Here is a 12827-nt window from a genome sequence, read left to right as displayed (position 1 = left end):
CCCGTCGCCGGCGACCTCCCCCGCCGCGGCCACCCCGGCCCTCGACACCGGGCAGCCCGCCGGCCCCACGGCCGGGCGCCCCACCGGCCGACCGGCCGACGCGCCGGACGGTCCGGCCGGCCGCCCCACCGACGCGCCGGCCTCCACCGGCCGACCGAGCGCCGGCCGCCCCACCGGGATTCCGGCCCCTGCCGCCGGGCCGACCGCCGGCCGCCCCACGGGAACGGCCCCGGACGTCGACGGCGTACGGGCTGGTAACTTGCCCCGGTGACTCCGCGGCGTCGACGACTGGCGATCCCCTTCCGCGTGGCCATCGTGCTCAGCGTGGTGGCCGGCATCGTGCTCACCGCGCTCGGCCCGGCGACGGTGACCGGCCTGCTGCCCTACTTCACCATCCAGAGCAACGTGGCGGTCGGCGTCTTCGCCGGCTACGCCGCCTGGCGGGCCTGGCAGGGCCGGCCGGAGCCGCCGTCGGCGCTCAAGGGCGCGGTGACCCTCTACATCACCATCACCGGCACGGTGTACCACCTGGTGCTGGCCAACCCGGCGAGCCCGTTCGCGATGGTGCAGCCGCACCGCGAGCCGGGCGAGTGGTGGGGCAACCAGTTCCTGCACACCGTCGTGCCGCTGCTGGCGATCGCCGACTGGGCGCTGTTCGACCGGCGCGGCCGGCTGCGCCCGCGGTACGCGGCCTGGTGGCTGGCGTTCCCGCTGGCGTACCTCGGGTTCGCCCTGGTGCGCGGGCTGATCGTGCACCGCTACCCGTACCCGTTCATCGACGCCGGCGCGCTGGGCTACGGCGGGGTCGGGCTCTCGTCGCTCTGCTTCGCCTTCGCGTTCTGGCTGCTCGGGCTCCTCTTCGTGGGGATCGACCACGGGCTGGCCCGGCGGGCCCGCCCGCTGCGGGCGCGGGCCGACGCGCAGGAGCCCGGCCGGACCACGGTGAGCCCGGCAGCCGACGTGACCGGCTGAGCCACCGGTCAGCGCAGCCGGGACCGGTGGCGGGCGCCGCGGGCCCGGCCGAACGAGTCCGCCCGCCCCCACCGGCCCGGCACGTCCAGCAGCTCGATCCGGCCGTACCCCTCCGGAATCGCCGGGTCCACCAGCAGGTTGTCGCCGCACGGGCGCAGCCCGAGCATGGTGGCGATCAGCATGAGCAGCCCGCCCGAGGCCCACGACTGCGGGCGGCCGGCGGCCGGGAGCTGGACCGGGTACTTGGTCAGCGTGCGGGGGTAGCCGGCGATCACCTCCGGCACCGAGCCGCCCAGCGTCTCCACCACGCCGAAGATCCCGGCGGCGATCCGGGCCGCCTCGTCGTCGTACCCGTAGCGGCGCAGGCCCGCCGCGATGAACGCGTTCTCCGAGGGCCAGATCGCGCCGAGGTGCGGGCCCACCGGGTTGTACGGCCGCTGCCCGTCGGCGTACGTCCGCACTCCCCAGCCGGAGAAGAGCTCCGGTCCGCACAGGTACGCGGCCAGCGCGTCCGCCCGTTCCGGCTCGACGATCCCGGTGAAGAGCAGGTGGCCGATGCTCGAGGTGAGCGCGTCGACCGGCTCACCCCCCGGGGTCAGCGCGAACGCGTAGCACTCCCGGTGCGGCAGCCAGAAGTCGCGGCGGAACCGCTCGCGCAGCCGCGCCGCCTCGGTCTCCAGCCGGTCGGCGTACGCCGGGTCGTCCCAGAACTCCCGGGCCAGCCGGGCGCCCCGCAGCTTCGCGTCGTACGCGTACCCCTGCAGCTCGGCGGTCGCCCGGGGGAACGCCGGCTGGCGGCTGTGCCGGTCGACGATCGCCTCCGGGGAGTTCCGCCAGGTCTGGTTGGCCACCCCGTTGACCGTGTTGCGCGGCTGGTAGCGCAGGTACCCGTCGCCGCACAGGTCGCCGTACTCGTCGATCCAGTCCAGCGCCATCCGGGCCGGGTGGCGCAGCTGGCGGACCAGGTCGGCGTCACCGGTCCAGCGCTCGTACTCGTCGAGCAGGACCACGAAGAGCGGGGTGGTGTCGGCCGCGCCGTAGTAGACCGCGGTGGGTGCCTCGCCGAACGCGGCCGCCTCGCCGTAGCGGAGCTCGGCGAGGATCTTCCCGGGTTCCTCGTCGTGGTAGTCGTCGAGCCGGCCGCCCTGAAGCAGGGCGAGCAGGCGCAGCGTCGCCGGGGTCAGCTCGGGGGTGAACGGCAGCGTCTGCAGGCAGGTGATCATGGCGTCGCGGCCGTAGAGCGCCATCGCCCAGGGCAGGCCGCCCACCGGCACCCGTTCGTGGTAGGCCAGCGGCAGGTACCGCAGCGCGGCCAGGTCGGTCAGCGCCTGCCGGTACGCCGGTTCCAGGGATTCGCGGTCGGCGACGAGCTGCGGCGCCCGCTCGAACCACTCGGCGAGTTCCTCGCGCATGTCCCGCTGCACGTGCTGCCGGTGGGCCTCCAGGTTGGCCCGCAGGTCCCGACCCTCGGCCCCGTGGATGATCATGGCGGCGTGCAGGTCGGTGTGCCACTCGCCGTTCGCTGCGACCCGGATCCGGAAGGTCATCCCGCGCGGGTCGACCTCCACCGGTTGCGTGCTGGTGACCAGCGTCTCCCGGACGAACCGGTCGCGCTGGTAGCAGAGGCGCAACTGGCGGCGGGCCGGGTCGGGGGTGACGGCCGGCCGGCGCGGCGCCGGGCGGCGGATTTCGGCGGTGTCGGCGAAGTCGCTGCCGATCTCCATCCGGACGGTGTACTCGGCGGGCTCGGACGAGTGGTTGAGCACGGTGATCCGCTCGTTGAAGCTGTCGTCGATGGACCGGTGCCGGATGACCGAGACGTCGGCGTCCACGTAGTGGCTGGCGGTGCCGGGGACCAGCACGAACCGGGTCTCGAAGGAGGCCAGCTCGTCCCGGGACAGGGCATGCAGCCGCTCCCCGTCGACGGTGAGCACCCAGCGGGACACGAACCGGGTGTCGAAGGACCAGAGCCCGATCGGTGCGTACGGGTCCACCTCCATGTCGCCCTGACCGTCGCCCATCGCGAAGGAGTTGCCGGCGAGAATGTGGCACATCTGCTGCTTCATCGACCGCCCCCCTCGCAACCAGTCCGCGGATGCCGGGCGTCGGGCGGCCCGGGGAAGAGCCGGCGCAGGGCCAGCAGCAGCCGCAGGTTGCCCTGCACCGTGAGGTCGTTGCGGAGCAGGGCCGCCGCCGGGTGCAGGTGGCCATCGACGATCCGGTCGAAGACGTCCCGATCGGCACGGACCACCAGCTCGGCCTCGTCGAAGGAGCGGGCCACGCGGACCTGCTGCCGGTCGATGAGCAGAAACCAGTGCTCGGTCCGGCTGCCGTCCCGCACGTCGAGCCGGAGGCTGCCGGCCGTGTTCTCCGGCAGGTCGGGGTGCGCGCCGGCCACCCGTTCCGCCAGGTACTGCGCCGCCGACATGCCCATCGGTCCCTCCCGGTGTCCGGTCGTCCCCGCAGGGTCCCCGCCAGGAGGGTGAGCCCAACTCACCCGATCCGGGTGAGGGCTGGTGGAGATCTCGCCGCCTCGGGTAGAGCGGAGGCATGACGACGGACCGGGAACGGGTGCTCAGGGCGCTGCTCACCATGCAGCGCCAGTCCTGGGAGCAGGGGGTGACCGGGCATGCCCTGCTCGACCTGGGGCGGGGGGAGGCGGCGCTGCTGGTCGCCGACGCGGCGGTCACCCGGCAGCACCCGGACGGGCGGCTCGGCGACGTCTCCGGCGAGAGCGGGTCGGTCAACGGCGCGGCCTGCGGTGAGGTGGTCCGGTACGCGGCCGCGACCGACGGGGACCGGCGCTGGTCGGCGGCGCTCGACGCGCAGCTCGACTGGCTCGTGGCCCGGGCCCCGCGGGCGGCCGACGGCACCCTGTTCCACCTGCTCGACAGCCGTCAGGTCTGGGCGGACACGGTCTACATGGTGCTGCCGCTGCTCGCGGTGTGCGGCCGGACCGAGCTGGCCGCGGCGCAGCTCGCCGGGCACCGGCGCCGGCTGCACGACGAGCGCGCCGGCCTCTACGCGGCGCGCTGGGACGAGGACCGGGGCGAGCTGGACCGGCCGGAGCACTGGGGCACCGGCAACGGCTGGGTGGTCGCCGGGATCGCCCGGGCGCTGCGCCTGGCGCCGTCCTGGCCGGCCGGGCTCCGCGACGAGCTGGCCGGGCACGCCCGGGCGGTACTGGAGTCCTGCCTGGCGTACCGCACCGACGACAGGCTCTTCCACGACGTGCTGGACGACCCGGGCACGTTCCGGGAGGCGAACACCGCGCAGATGCTGGCCTACGCGGCGCTGACCGGAGTGGCCGACGGCTGGCTGCCGACGTCGTGGTGGGTCACCGGGTCGGAGCTGCTGGCCGCGGCCGACCGGCGGGTCGACCGGTACGGGCGGCTGACCGGGGTGAGCGGCGCGCCGGACTTCGCGCGGCCCGGCACCTCGCCGGAGGCGCAGGCGTTCCACCTGCTCGCCCACGCCGCGCTGGACCGGGCCCGGGCCGCGGTCAGCCCCGCTGGATGAGGCCGCGCACGTAGGCGGCCTGGCCCGCGTGCTGGAGGTCGTCCTCCAGCAGGCTGGCCAGCCGTACGCCGAGGGTGACCGGCGGGTCCCAGTTCTCGTCCACCACCCGGTCGAGGTCGGCCGGTCGCAGGCCACGCAGGTACGCCAGGGTCCGGTCGACCACCGCCCGGTGGTAGTCGACGAGCACCCGGCCGTCCTCCGGCCGCACGGCGGCGATCTGCTCGGGGCCGTGCCCGAAGCCGGTGTCGCCGGGATCGGCGGTCAACCCGCACCGGCCCGCCCAGTCACCGGTGGCCCAGAGCTGCTCCTCCCCCAGCACGTCGGACACGCCGTGGTCCTGGACCCGGGTCAGGTGCCAGACCAGCCAGCCCACCGGGTTCGCGCCGGCCGCCGGGGCCTGCCGCAGCTGCTCCGCGCTCAGCCCGTCGACCGCCGACTCCACCAGGTCGGGCAGCCGGCCGTACGCCTCGGTCAGCAGGTCGTTCACGTCCACGGTCCACGCTCCTCCGCCCTCGGGGCCACCTGGGCAGTACCGCCCACACGGCCGGGCAAACCTCGCCCTAGGCTGATCATGTGGTCGCGGCGCTGGAGTTGTATCTCGACACCGACGCCACCCGGCGGATCCGGGTGCTCTGGGACGCGCTGGAGTCCGAGGGCGTACAGAGCATGAAGTCCCTGCTGGAACAGCGGCACCGGCCGCACGTATCGCTCGCGGTGGCGCCCCGCTTCGACCCGGACCGGGTCGCCGAGGCGCTCGCCGGGATGGTGGTGGCCGCCCCGCTGCGGCTGGAGTTCCAGCACGCCGGCCAGTTCGTCGGGCGGGTGCTCTGGCTCGGCCCGGCCCCCACCGCCGAACTGCTGTCGCACCACGCCCAGGTGCACCACCGGCTCGCCCGCGCCGGCGTCGACCTGGTCGAGCACTACCAGCCGGGCCGCTGGGTGCCGCACTGCACGCTCTCCATGCGGGTACCGAACACGCTGATGGCGGCCGCGGTCCGTCGCTGCCTGGAGGTGCTGCCGCTGACCGCCACCGTGGTCGGCGCGTCCGTCACCGACCACGCCCGGGGCATCTCCCACCCCCTCCCCTGACCACCCGGGGGCGGGTCAGCGCGGGCCGAAGTCGACCAGGAAGGTCGGGTACTCGGGTTGCGGGCACGGGTCGCCCCGATGACCGAGCCGCTCGTAGAAGGGCGCCGCGCGCTCCCGGTGCGCCTGCCACTCCAGGTGCCGGACCCGCCCGGCCGCCCACGTCGAGACCGCCGCGAGCAGCGCCGCGCCCACGCCGTGCCGGCGCCGGTCCGGGCGTACGTAGAGGTCGTGCAGGCGGGCGGTGCGGTGCTCGTCGCCCGCCCGTAGGTGTGGTCCGTGGTCCTGGGCGGCGGCATACCCGACCAGGCCCTCCGGGTCCGCCGCGCCGAGCAGCGCCCAGCGGGGGTCGGCGAGAAGGTCCAGGAACCGCCGGCGGTGCACCTCGGGCGGATCCGCCCCCACGCCCATGTCGCGGAGCATCGGCCAGAGCGCCGGCCAGTCGTCGGCGACCAGTTCCCGTACGGTCGTCACGCCGGCCAGGATGCCGCGGCGGCGACCACGGGGCCAGCGGTTTCCGGGCCGGGCGGCCCCTGGCAGCGCATCACCAGCAGGGCGATGTCGTCCTCGTGCCCGGCCGGGGCGAGTTCGAGCAGCAGGTCGCAGAGGTCCTCCACGGCGGCGTCCCCGACCTGCTCCAGCCGCAGCGTGAGGTCGGCGATCCCCTCGTCGAGCAGGTCGGCGCGGCGCTCCACCAGCCCGTCGGTGTAGAGCACCAGGGTGCTGCCCGGGGCCAGCTCCACCGTCTGCTCGCGGCGCGGCACGCCCGGCTGCACGCCGAGCATCAGGTCGTGACCTTCGAGCAGCCGTACGCCGCCGGTGGGTCCGCGCAGCAGGGCCGGCGGGTGCCCGGCGTTGGACCAGCGCAGCCGCCAGCCGTCCCGGGTGGGCTCGGCCCGGGCCAGCAGCGCGGTGGCCAGGGCCCGTACCTGCAGGCCACGCAGCGCCCGGTCCAGCCGGCCGAGCAGTGCGGCGGGCCCGTCCTCGCCGTCGTACGCCAGCCCGCGCAGCACGTTGCGGATCTGGCCCATGGCCGCCACCGCGTCCCGGTCGTGGCCGGTCACGTCCCCGACCACCAGCACGGTCGACCCGCCGGCGGTCTGGAAGGCGTCGTACCAGTCGCCGCCGACGTGCACGCCGTGTGCGGCGGCCTGGTAGCGGACGCCGATGTCCAGCTCCCCCGTGGTGGACGGCGAGGTGAGCAGGCTGTGCTGCAACGCCTCGGAGAGCCGTTGCGCGGCCAGCGCGCCGGCCCGCTGGGCGGCCAGTTGCTGGATCCGGTCCAAGGCCTGGGCGCACTGCGCGGCGAAGGCCTCCAGCATGGTGATCTCGTCGGGCCGGAACCGCCGCTCCTCCCGCCATGACACGGCGAGCGAGCCGAGCAGCCGGACCCCGACCCGCAACGGCAGGAACGCCCAGGCGTGCCGGCCGGTGTCCTCGTACACGTCGATCATCTCGGGGGTGAAGGCGACGCCGGCGGCGCGGTCGGGCAGCAGGAGCGGCTCGCCGGTCCGGGCCACCCAGCAGGCCGGTAACGGGCTGTTATACGGCACGTCGCCGTAGGTCTCCTGGATCTGCCGGCCGAGCCGGCTGCCGACGACGACGCGCAGCCGTTCGACGCCCTCGCGGACGACCACCGCGCCGCCGTCCGCCCCGAGCACCGGCACCGCCCGGTCCACCATGATGGCGACCAGATCCTCCACGGTCTCCACGCTCAGCAGGTCCAGCGCGACGGCGACCATCCGGTGCAACCGCTCGTCGGCGCGCCGCTCGACCCGCTGCACCACGGCGCTCTCCCCGACCTCGCGGGCGGCGACCGCGTCGGTGACGTCCGGGCCGGCAGGCACCGGCCGGGCCGGGACGGTCTCGTCGTCTCCGCGCACCGCTCCCCTTCCCTCGCCCGGTCCTCGGCCGACGGACAGCACAGCACACCTCTCCACGGCCGCACCCACCCGGTCCGGCGATGTCGGCTTGACACTCCCATCGGAAAGCCTAAACTTACCGTTCGTGGCCACTTACCAAGGACGGATGCTCGACGCGCTGGGCGACCCGACCCGGCGCGCGGTCTTCGAGCTCCTCGCCGCCGGGCCACGTTCGGTCGCCGAACTCGCGGCCGACCTGCCGGTCAGCCGTCCCGCGGTGTCCCAGCACCTGAAGGTGCTCAAGGAGGCCGCCCTGGTCTCGTCGACGGCCGTCGGCACCCGCCGCCTCTATTCGCTGGACCCGCAGGGCCTGGCGGCCGTGCGCGGCTACTTCGACCAGTTCTGGCAGCAGGCCCTGGCGGCGTTCGCGGACGCCGTCGACAACCCTCCCGAGGAGGAGCCGTGACCACCGCAGAAACCGACACCGCCGTACGCACCAGCGTCCGGGTCAGCGCCGGACCCGAGCGCGCGTTCGAGGTCTTCACCGCCGGCATGGACCGCTGGTGGACCCGCTCCCATCACGTCCAGCCCGGCACGCTCAAGGCGATCGGCGTCGAGCCGTGGGTGGGCGGCCGCCTCTGGGAGGAGAACGACGCCGGGGACGTCTGCGCCTGGGGCCGGGTGTTGACCTGGGACCCGCCGCGCACGTTCGCGTTCGCCTGGCTCATCGGCCCCGACTGGGCCGTTCCCGGTCCCGACGCGCCCGGCAGCCGGGTCACCGTCACGTTCTCCCCGGACGGCGACGGGACCCGGGTCGACCTCGTGCACGACCAACTGGACGCCCACGGTCCCGGCTGGGAGAGCGTCCGGAACGGGGTCGGTAGCGACGGCGGCTGGCCCGCCGGCCTGCGCGAGTTCGCCCGGACCGTCTGACCGCCCCCGCCCCGGTCCGGCGCCGCACCCGGGCCGGGGCGACCGGTGAGCGGCCCGCGTGGCGGTTCCACCGGTCAGGCATACACTTGCCGCGTGAGGCTCACCAGGTGACCAGCGAAAGCGTGCCGTCCACGGCGTACGGTCACGTGTGCCTCGCCTACCACGATCCCGACTCGCTCGACGCCTGGGCGGTGCGGTTCCTGGGCGCCGGGCTCGCGGCCGGCGAGCGGGTCGCCCTGATCGCCCCGGGGAACCGCGACGACCTGGCCCGCCGCCTGGACCGGCTGCCCGGCCGCGACGACGCGCTGCGCCGGGACGCGCTGCGCCTCCTCTCCGTCGACCGGATGTACCGCTCCGACGCGATCATCGACCCGCATGCTCAGGTCCGCGCGTACGACGCCGCCACGACGGAGGCGCTCGCCGACGGCCACACCGGGCTACGGGTGGTGGCCGAGGCGACCACCCTGGTCCGCACGCCCGCCCAGCGGGACGCGTTCGCCCGCTACGAGCACCTCATCGACCGCTACCTGCGGCACCGGCCGATGTCGGCGACCTGCGCGTACGACCGGCGCGAGCTGGGCGACGCGGCGATCGCGGAGCTCGCCTGCATGCACCCGAGGACCAACGCGGACGTGCTGTTCCGGCTGCACGCGACGGCCGCCGAGGCGGTCGTGGCGCTCGGCGGCGAGCTGGACCCGTCCAACCACCGCCTCTTCGCGGACGCCCTGCACCGGGCCGACCCGCGACCGGCCGACGGCCGGCTGGTGGTGGACGCGACCGCGCTGCGCTTCGTCGACCACCGCAACCTGCTGCACCTGCGCGACCACGCCCGGCGGCACGGCGCGACGCTGGTGCTGCGCACCGCGCATGCCGCGGCCGCCCGGCTGGCCGAGCTGCTGGACCTCACCGAGGTCCGGGTGGAGGTGGCGCGGTGAGGACCGGGGCCGCGGCCGGCCACGCGGGCTACTTCCACGAGGCGATCTTCTTCGACTCGGACGACCACCTGCTCGCCGTGGTGGTGCCGTTCCTGCTCGGCGGGGTCGAGGCCGGCGAACCGACCGTGGTCGGCTTCGGCGCGCGCAACGCCGAGCTGGTCCGCCGCGCCCTGCCCCCGGGTTCCGGGGTGACCTTTTTGCCCGGCGGCGACGTCTACGCCCGCCCGACCTCCGCCATCCGCGCCTACCGCAAGCTGCTGGGCGGGTACGTCGCCGAGGGGGCGGCCCAGATCCGGATCGTCGGCGAGGTCCCCCTGCAGAACCAGGGCGTGACCTGGGACTGGTGGGCCCGCTACGAGTCGGCGATAAACCACGCGTACGACGACTTCCCACTCTGGAGCATGTGCGCGTACGACACCCGGGTCGCCTCGCCGCAGGTGCTCGCGGACGTGGCGCGCACGCACCCGCGGGAGGTCCGGCCGGACGGCAGCCACGTGCCCATCGAGGCCTACACGGAGCCGATCCGCTTCCTGACCGAGCCGCAGCCGGTGGTGCTCGACCCGGTGCAGCGGACGGCCCCGGTGGTCGAGCTGACCGACCCGACCCCGGCCGAGGCCCGCGCCGCCGTCCTGGCCGTCGACCGGGGCCAGGTCCCGGCCGACGACGTCGAGGACCTGATGGTGGCGGTCAGCGAGATGGTGACCAACGCGCTGCGGCACGGCGTGCCCCCGACCTGTGTGCGGCTGTGGAGCGGACCGGACCGGATCGTGGTGACCGTGCAGGACCGCGGCGTCGGCCCCAAGGACCCGTACGCGGGCCTGCTGCCGGCGGGCGACGGCACGACCGGCGGGCTCGGGCTGTGGATCAGCCACCAGTCCTGCAACCACGTGACGCTGCACCGGGACGACGAGGGCTTCACCGTCCGGCTCACCGCCGGGAACCCGCACTTCCCGGTCTGACCGGCTCAGCCGTCGAACGAGCACGACGTGCAGCAGGTGCGGGTCGTGCTCCCCCTCCACCCGACTCAGCTCGATGTCGCTGGTCCGCCGCCTCGGAAAAGAGCGTGTCGGCGAGGCAGGTCACGAACAGGGCGAGCCGCCTGTCAGCCCTCCCGGGTCGGTCCGGAACCGCCGAGGACGGGGTGGGGCTGGGACCCGCGAGCCGACGACGGTACCGTTGCGCCTCATCATGCCCTGCGGGGCGGTCATCCGCCGGCCTGGCGCTGGCGAACCGACGGAGGATGGCGAATGTCCAACGGCGAGGAACCGTTCGCACCCCACGAGGACGGGTCGGCGCGGCCGAGGTTCGAGACGGCGTTGCGTGGCTACGAGAAGCGCCAGGTGGACCGGTACGTCGAGCAACTGGACCGCGACCTGTCGGCGGTGACGGCCGACCGCGACCGGGCGTACGCGCAGGCGCGGGAGCTGACCGCGCAGCTGCAGCGGCTCCAGGCCGAGACGGCCGAGCTGCGGCAGCGGCCGGCGGCGGTGGACCGGGCGTCCTTCCGCGACCTCGGGCCGATGGTCGAGCAGATCCTCGACCTGGCCGAGCGGCAGGCCGGGCAGATCACCGAGGCCGCCGGCAAGCGCGCCGCCGACCTCCAGGCGCAGGCCGAGAAGGTGCTCGCCACCGCCCAGGAGGAGGCGGTCCGGGAGCGCCGGGAACTGGAGGAGGAGCTGTCCGCCCGCCGTACCGAGGCCGAGCGGCTGGACGAGGAGCGGCGGACCGCCGCGCAGGCGGAGCTGACCGCGATCCGGGAGCTGGCGGAGAAGCTGCGCGCGGAGGGGCAGGCCGCCCACGACCGGGCGCAGCAGGAGGCGAAGCGGATCGCGGAGCAGAGCGCGCAGCAGGTCGAGCAGGCCCGCTCGGCGTCCGAGGCGCTGGTGAAGGCCGCCCGTACCCAGATTCAGCAGGAGGTGCAGGCCAACCGGAGCAAGGCCCAGCAGGAGCTGGGCCAGTGGCAGGCCACCATGGCCCGCGAGCTGGACGAGCGGCGGGCCGCCGCCGAGCAGGAGCTGGCCGACCGGGCCGGCGCCGCCGAGCGGGACATCGCCGCCCTGGTCGCCGAGGCCCAGCAGTACGCCACCGAGGTCCGCGAGCGGGCCGATGAGGAGACCGCCGCCCACCAGGAGCAACTGTCCACCGTGCAGCAGGAGGTCCAGCAGCGGCAGGAGGCCCTCGCCCAGCTCCAGGCCGAGCTGGACACCGTCGCCAAGGAGCTGGAGCGGGCCCGGCAGGAGATCGGGACGGTCGAGCAGGACGGCGCGGCGCTGGAGGAGCGGCTGGTCGAGGTGCGCCGGGACCTGGCCGCCGAGACCCGGCGGCTGGAGGACGCGCGGCGGGCGGCGGACCTGGCCGAGCAGCACGCCAAGGAGACCCGGGCGCGGGTGCAGCGGGAGGCGAAGCGGGTGGCCAACCTGGCCGCCGCGGCGGTCATGGCGGCCGCCGCCGGTGGTGCGGAGACCGCCGAGTACCCGACCGTGGCGGCGCGGGTGGCGGACGAGCCGGTGGTCCCCGCGCCGGCGGAGCGTCCCGCCGTCCCCGCACCGGTCGAGCGGCCGGCCCTGCAGCCGGTGCCCGAACCGGCGGCTGTGGACGGCGGGAGCTTCAACGCCTTCGCGGTCCGGACGCCGGCGCCGCGTACCGCCCCGGACGCGGAGACCACGGACGAGCCGACCGCCGGCCCGGACGCCGGGATCCCGGCCAACGCCTGACGGCACGCCTCCTGGCCGGCGCTCCCCGGGGACGCCGGTCAGGAGCCGGTCGGCACTCCGGCGTCGAGCTGTCCGATCAGCGGGGCGAGCAGGGCGTCCAACTCCCGGGCCAGCACCGTGACGGCACGGCGGGCGGCGGCGGGCACCCCGGCGCCGGGCCCGTCCGGTGCCGGGGGCAGGTCGTCCAGCGGGAGCGGCGCCTCCACCTGGAGGGTGGCCCGCAGGTGCGGGGTGCGGGTCAGGTCCCGCTCGGCCGGCGTGACGAACTGGCCGAACACCTCCGGCCAGTCCCGCCAGCCCCGGTCCCGCTGCCACTGCCGGCTCCAGGTCAGCTCCGCCGGCCAGCGGGAGACCAGGGTGACCGCGCAGGTGAGGCTGCCGTCCCACGGGCTACGGGCGCAACTGGCGGCGACGACCCGCCGGTGCCAGCGCACGTACGGCGGGTCCAGGGTGGTCGCCAGCCGCCAGGCGCTCACCGCGAAGGCCACCGGGGCGATGTCGCCCCAGGCGTCGGCGAAGTCGACCAGCCGGTGGGACACCTCGGCCTCGTACCGGCCGCGCCCGCCGGCACCCCGCTCCCGGTCGAGCTGTTCGTCGAGCCAGAACGCCCGGACTGTGCCCATCACCGTCTCCGCTCCGCCGTCGGCCGCCTCCATCATGGTCCGCCGGCGTCGATCCGGCGGGCTGGTTCAGCCGTGGCGCAGCGCGGCGGCCAGGTCACCGAGGTACCGGGCGACCGGGCCGGCGGTGAGCACACCGCTGCCGGCGCCGGCCAGCTCCCCGGCGGCGGGCAGCAGCTCGCCGTG

Annotated in this window: 14 protein-coding genes and 1 pseudogene; 9 read left to right on the top strand and 6 right to left on the bottom strand. The window is 75.4% G+C overall.

Going from position 1 to position 12827, the window contains the following annotated elements; translation table 11 throughout:
- Both ACWEVO_RS14475 and ACWEVO_RS14470 read left to right on the top strand, forming a co-directional pair.
- A pseudogene (locus ACWEVO_RS14475) lies at window positions 1-271 on the top strand (hypothetical protein); the annotation flags it as partial.
- On the top strand, window positions 268-972 hold the full coding sequence (locus tag ACWEVO_RS14470; protein ID WP_452308005.1) for a Pr6Pr family membrane protein: 705 nt from the start codon (window positions 268-270) through the stop codon (window positions 970-972). The pseudogene ACWEVO_RS14475 and the gene ACWEVO_RS14470, both read left to right, overlap by 4 nt.
- Window positions 973-980: 8 nt before the next feature.
- Here ACWEVO_RS14470 and ACWEVO_RS14465 read toward each other — a convergent pair whose 3' ends face one another.
- Window positions 981-3038, bottom strand: coding sequence for an amylo-alpha-1,6-glucosidase (locus ACWEVO_RS14465; RefSeq protein ID WP_452308004.1), 2058 nt, complete (start codon window positions 3036-3038; stop codon window positions 981-983).
- On the bottom strand, window positions 3035-3406 hold the full coding sequence (locus ACWEVO_RS14460; protein ID WP_452308003.1) for an SCP2 sterol-binding domain-containing protein: 372 nt from the start codon (window positions 3404-3406) through the stop codon (window positions 3035-3037). The genes ACWEVO_RS14465 and ACWEVO_RS14460 overlap by 4 nt, the downstream gene beginning before the upstream one ends.
- 116 nt (window positions 3407-3522) lie before the next feature.
- On the opposite strand from ACWEVO_RS14460, the gene ACWEVO_RS14455 reads away from it, so the two are divergent.
- Window positions 3523-4491, top strand: coding sequence for a glycoside hydrolase family 88 protein (locus ACWEVO_RS14455; protein ID WP_452308002.1), 969 nt, complete (start codon window positions 3523-3525; stop codon window positions 4489-4491).
- On the opposite strand, the gene ACWEVO_RS14450 is transcribed toward ACWEVO_RS14455, so the two are convergent.
- Window positions 4475-4984 carry a mycothiol transferase gene (locus ACWEVO_RS14450; RefSeq protein WP_452308001.1) on the bottom strand — a complete coding sequence of 170 codons (510 nt, stop codon included), beginning with the start codon at window positions 4982-4984 and terminating at the stop codon, window positions 4475-4477. The genes ACWEVO_RS14455 and ACWEVO_RS14450 overlap by 17 nt on opposite strands.
- Before the next feature lie 80 nt (window positions 4985-5064).
- On the opposite strand from ACWEVO_RS14450, the gene ACWEVO_RS14445 reads away from it, so the two are divergent.
- On the top strand, window positions 5065-5580 hold the full coding sequence (locus ACWEVO_RS14445) for a 2'-5' RNA ligase family protein (RefSeq protein WP_452308000.1): 516 nt from the start codon (window positions 5065-5067) through the stop codon (window positions 5578-5580).
- A gap of 15 nt (window positions 5581-5595) precedes the next feature.
- Here ACWEVO_RS14445 and ACWEVO_RS14440 read toward each other — a convergent pair whose 3' ends face one another.
- The gene (locus tag ACWEVO_RS14440) at window positions 5596-6051 is read right to left on the bottom strand and encodes an N-acetyltransferase family protein (RefSeq protein WP_452307999.1); all 456 of its coding nucleotides are present in this window, start codon (window positions 6049-6051) and stop codon (window positions 5596-5598) included.
- Complete coding sequence (locus ACWEVO_RS14435; RefSeq protein ID WP_452307998.1) at window positions 6048-7460, bottom strand: PP2C family protein-serine/threonine phosphatase; 1413 nt, start codon at window positions 7458-7460, stop codon at window positions 6048-6050. The genes ACWEVO_RS14440 and ACWEVO_RS14435 overlap by 4 nt, the downstream gene beginning before the upstream one ends.
- Window positions 7461-7584: 124 nt before the next feature.
- Between ACWEVO_RS14435 and ACWEVO_RS14430 the strand changes: the two genes are divergently transcribed.
- The 5 genes from ACWEVO_RS14430 to ACWEVO_RS14410 all read left to right on the top strand — a co-directional run bounded on the left by ACWEVO_RS14430 (window position 7585) and on the right by ACWEVO_RS14410 (window position 12021).
- Window positions 7585-7905 carry an ArsR/SmtB family transcription factor gene (locus ACWEVO_RS14430; RefSeq protein ID WP_452307997.1) on the top strand — a complete coding sequence of 107 codons (321 nt, stop codon included), beginning with the start codon at window positions 7585-7587 and terminating at the stop codon, window positions 7903-7905.
- Window positions 7902-8372, top strand: a complete 471-nt coding sequence (locus tag ACWEVO_RS14425) for an SRPBCC family protein (RefSeq protein WP_452307996.1) — start codon at window positions 7902-7904, stop codon at window positions 8370-8372. Before ACWEVO_RS14430 ends, ACWEVO_RS14425 begins: the two co-directional genes overlap by 4 nt.
- A gap of 107 nt (window positions 8373-8479) precedes the next feature.
- A complete protein-coding gene (locus ACWEVO_RS14420) occupies window positions 8480-9307 on the top strand; it encodes an MEDS domain-containing protein (RefSeq protein ID WP_452307995.1) in 828 nt (275 codons plus the stop codon).
- Entirely contained in the window at window positions 9304-10266 is a 963-nt protein-coding gene (locus tag ACWEVO_RS14415; RefSeq protein WP_452307994.1) for an anti-sigma factor RsbA family regulatory protein, read from the top strand. Before ACWEVO_RS14420 ends, ACWEVO_RS14415 begins: the two co-directional genes overlap by 4 nt.
- Window positions 10267-10554: 288 nt before the next feature.
- A complete protein-coding gene (locus tag ACWEVO_RS14410; RefSeq protein WP_452307993.1) occupies window positions 10555-12021 on the top strand; it encodes a hypothetical protein in 1467 nt (488 codons plus the stop codon).
- Window positions 12022-12059: 38 nt separating this feature from the next.
- Here the strand turns inward: ACWEVO_RS14410 and ACWEVO_RS14405 are convergent, their stop codons facing one another.
- Window positions 12060-12644 (bottom strand): hypothetical protein, encoded by a 585-nt coding sequence (locus tag ACWEVO_RS14405; RefSeq protein WP_452307992.1) that lies wholly within the window; start codon window positions 12642-12644, stop codon window positions 12060-12062.
- Window positions 12645-12827 lie beyond the last annotated feature (183 nt).

Source organism: Micromonospora sp. NPDC003776, from assembly GCF_053605645.1.
This window is presented reverse-complemented; position numbering and strand designations above follow the sequence as displayed.

Excerpts from the sequence above, each read along its gene's own strand:
- ACWEVO_RS14465 (WP_452308004.1), bottom strand. The coding sequence starts at position 3,038 with ATGAAGCAGCAGATGTGCCACATTCTCGCCGGCAACTCCTTCGCGATG.
- ACWEVO_RS14460 (WP_452308003.1), bottom strand. The coding sequence starts at position 3,406 with ATGGGCATGTCGGCGGCGCAGTACCTGGCGGAACGGGTGGCCGGCGCG.
- ACWEVO_RS14455 (WP_452308002.1), top strand. The coding sequence starts at position 3,523 with ATGACGACGGACCGGGAACGGGTGCTCAGGGCGCTGCTCACCATGCAG.
- ACWEVO_RS14410 (WP_452307993.1), top strand. The coding sequence starts at position 10,555 with ATGTCCAACGGCGAGGAACCGTTCGCACCCCACGAGGACGGGTCGGCG.
- ACWEVO_RS14405 (WP_452307992.1), bottom strand. The coding sequence starts at position 12,644 with ATGGGCACAGTCCGGGCGTTCTGGCTCGACGAACAGCTCGACCGGGAG.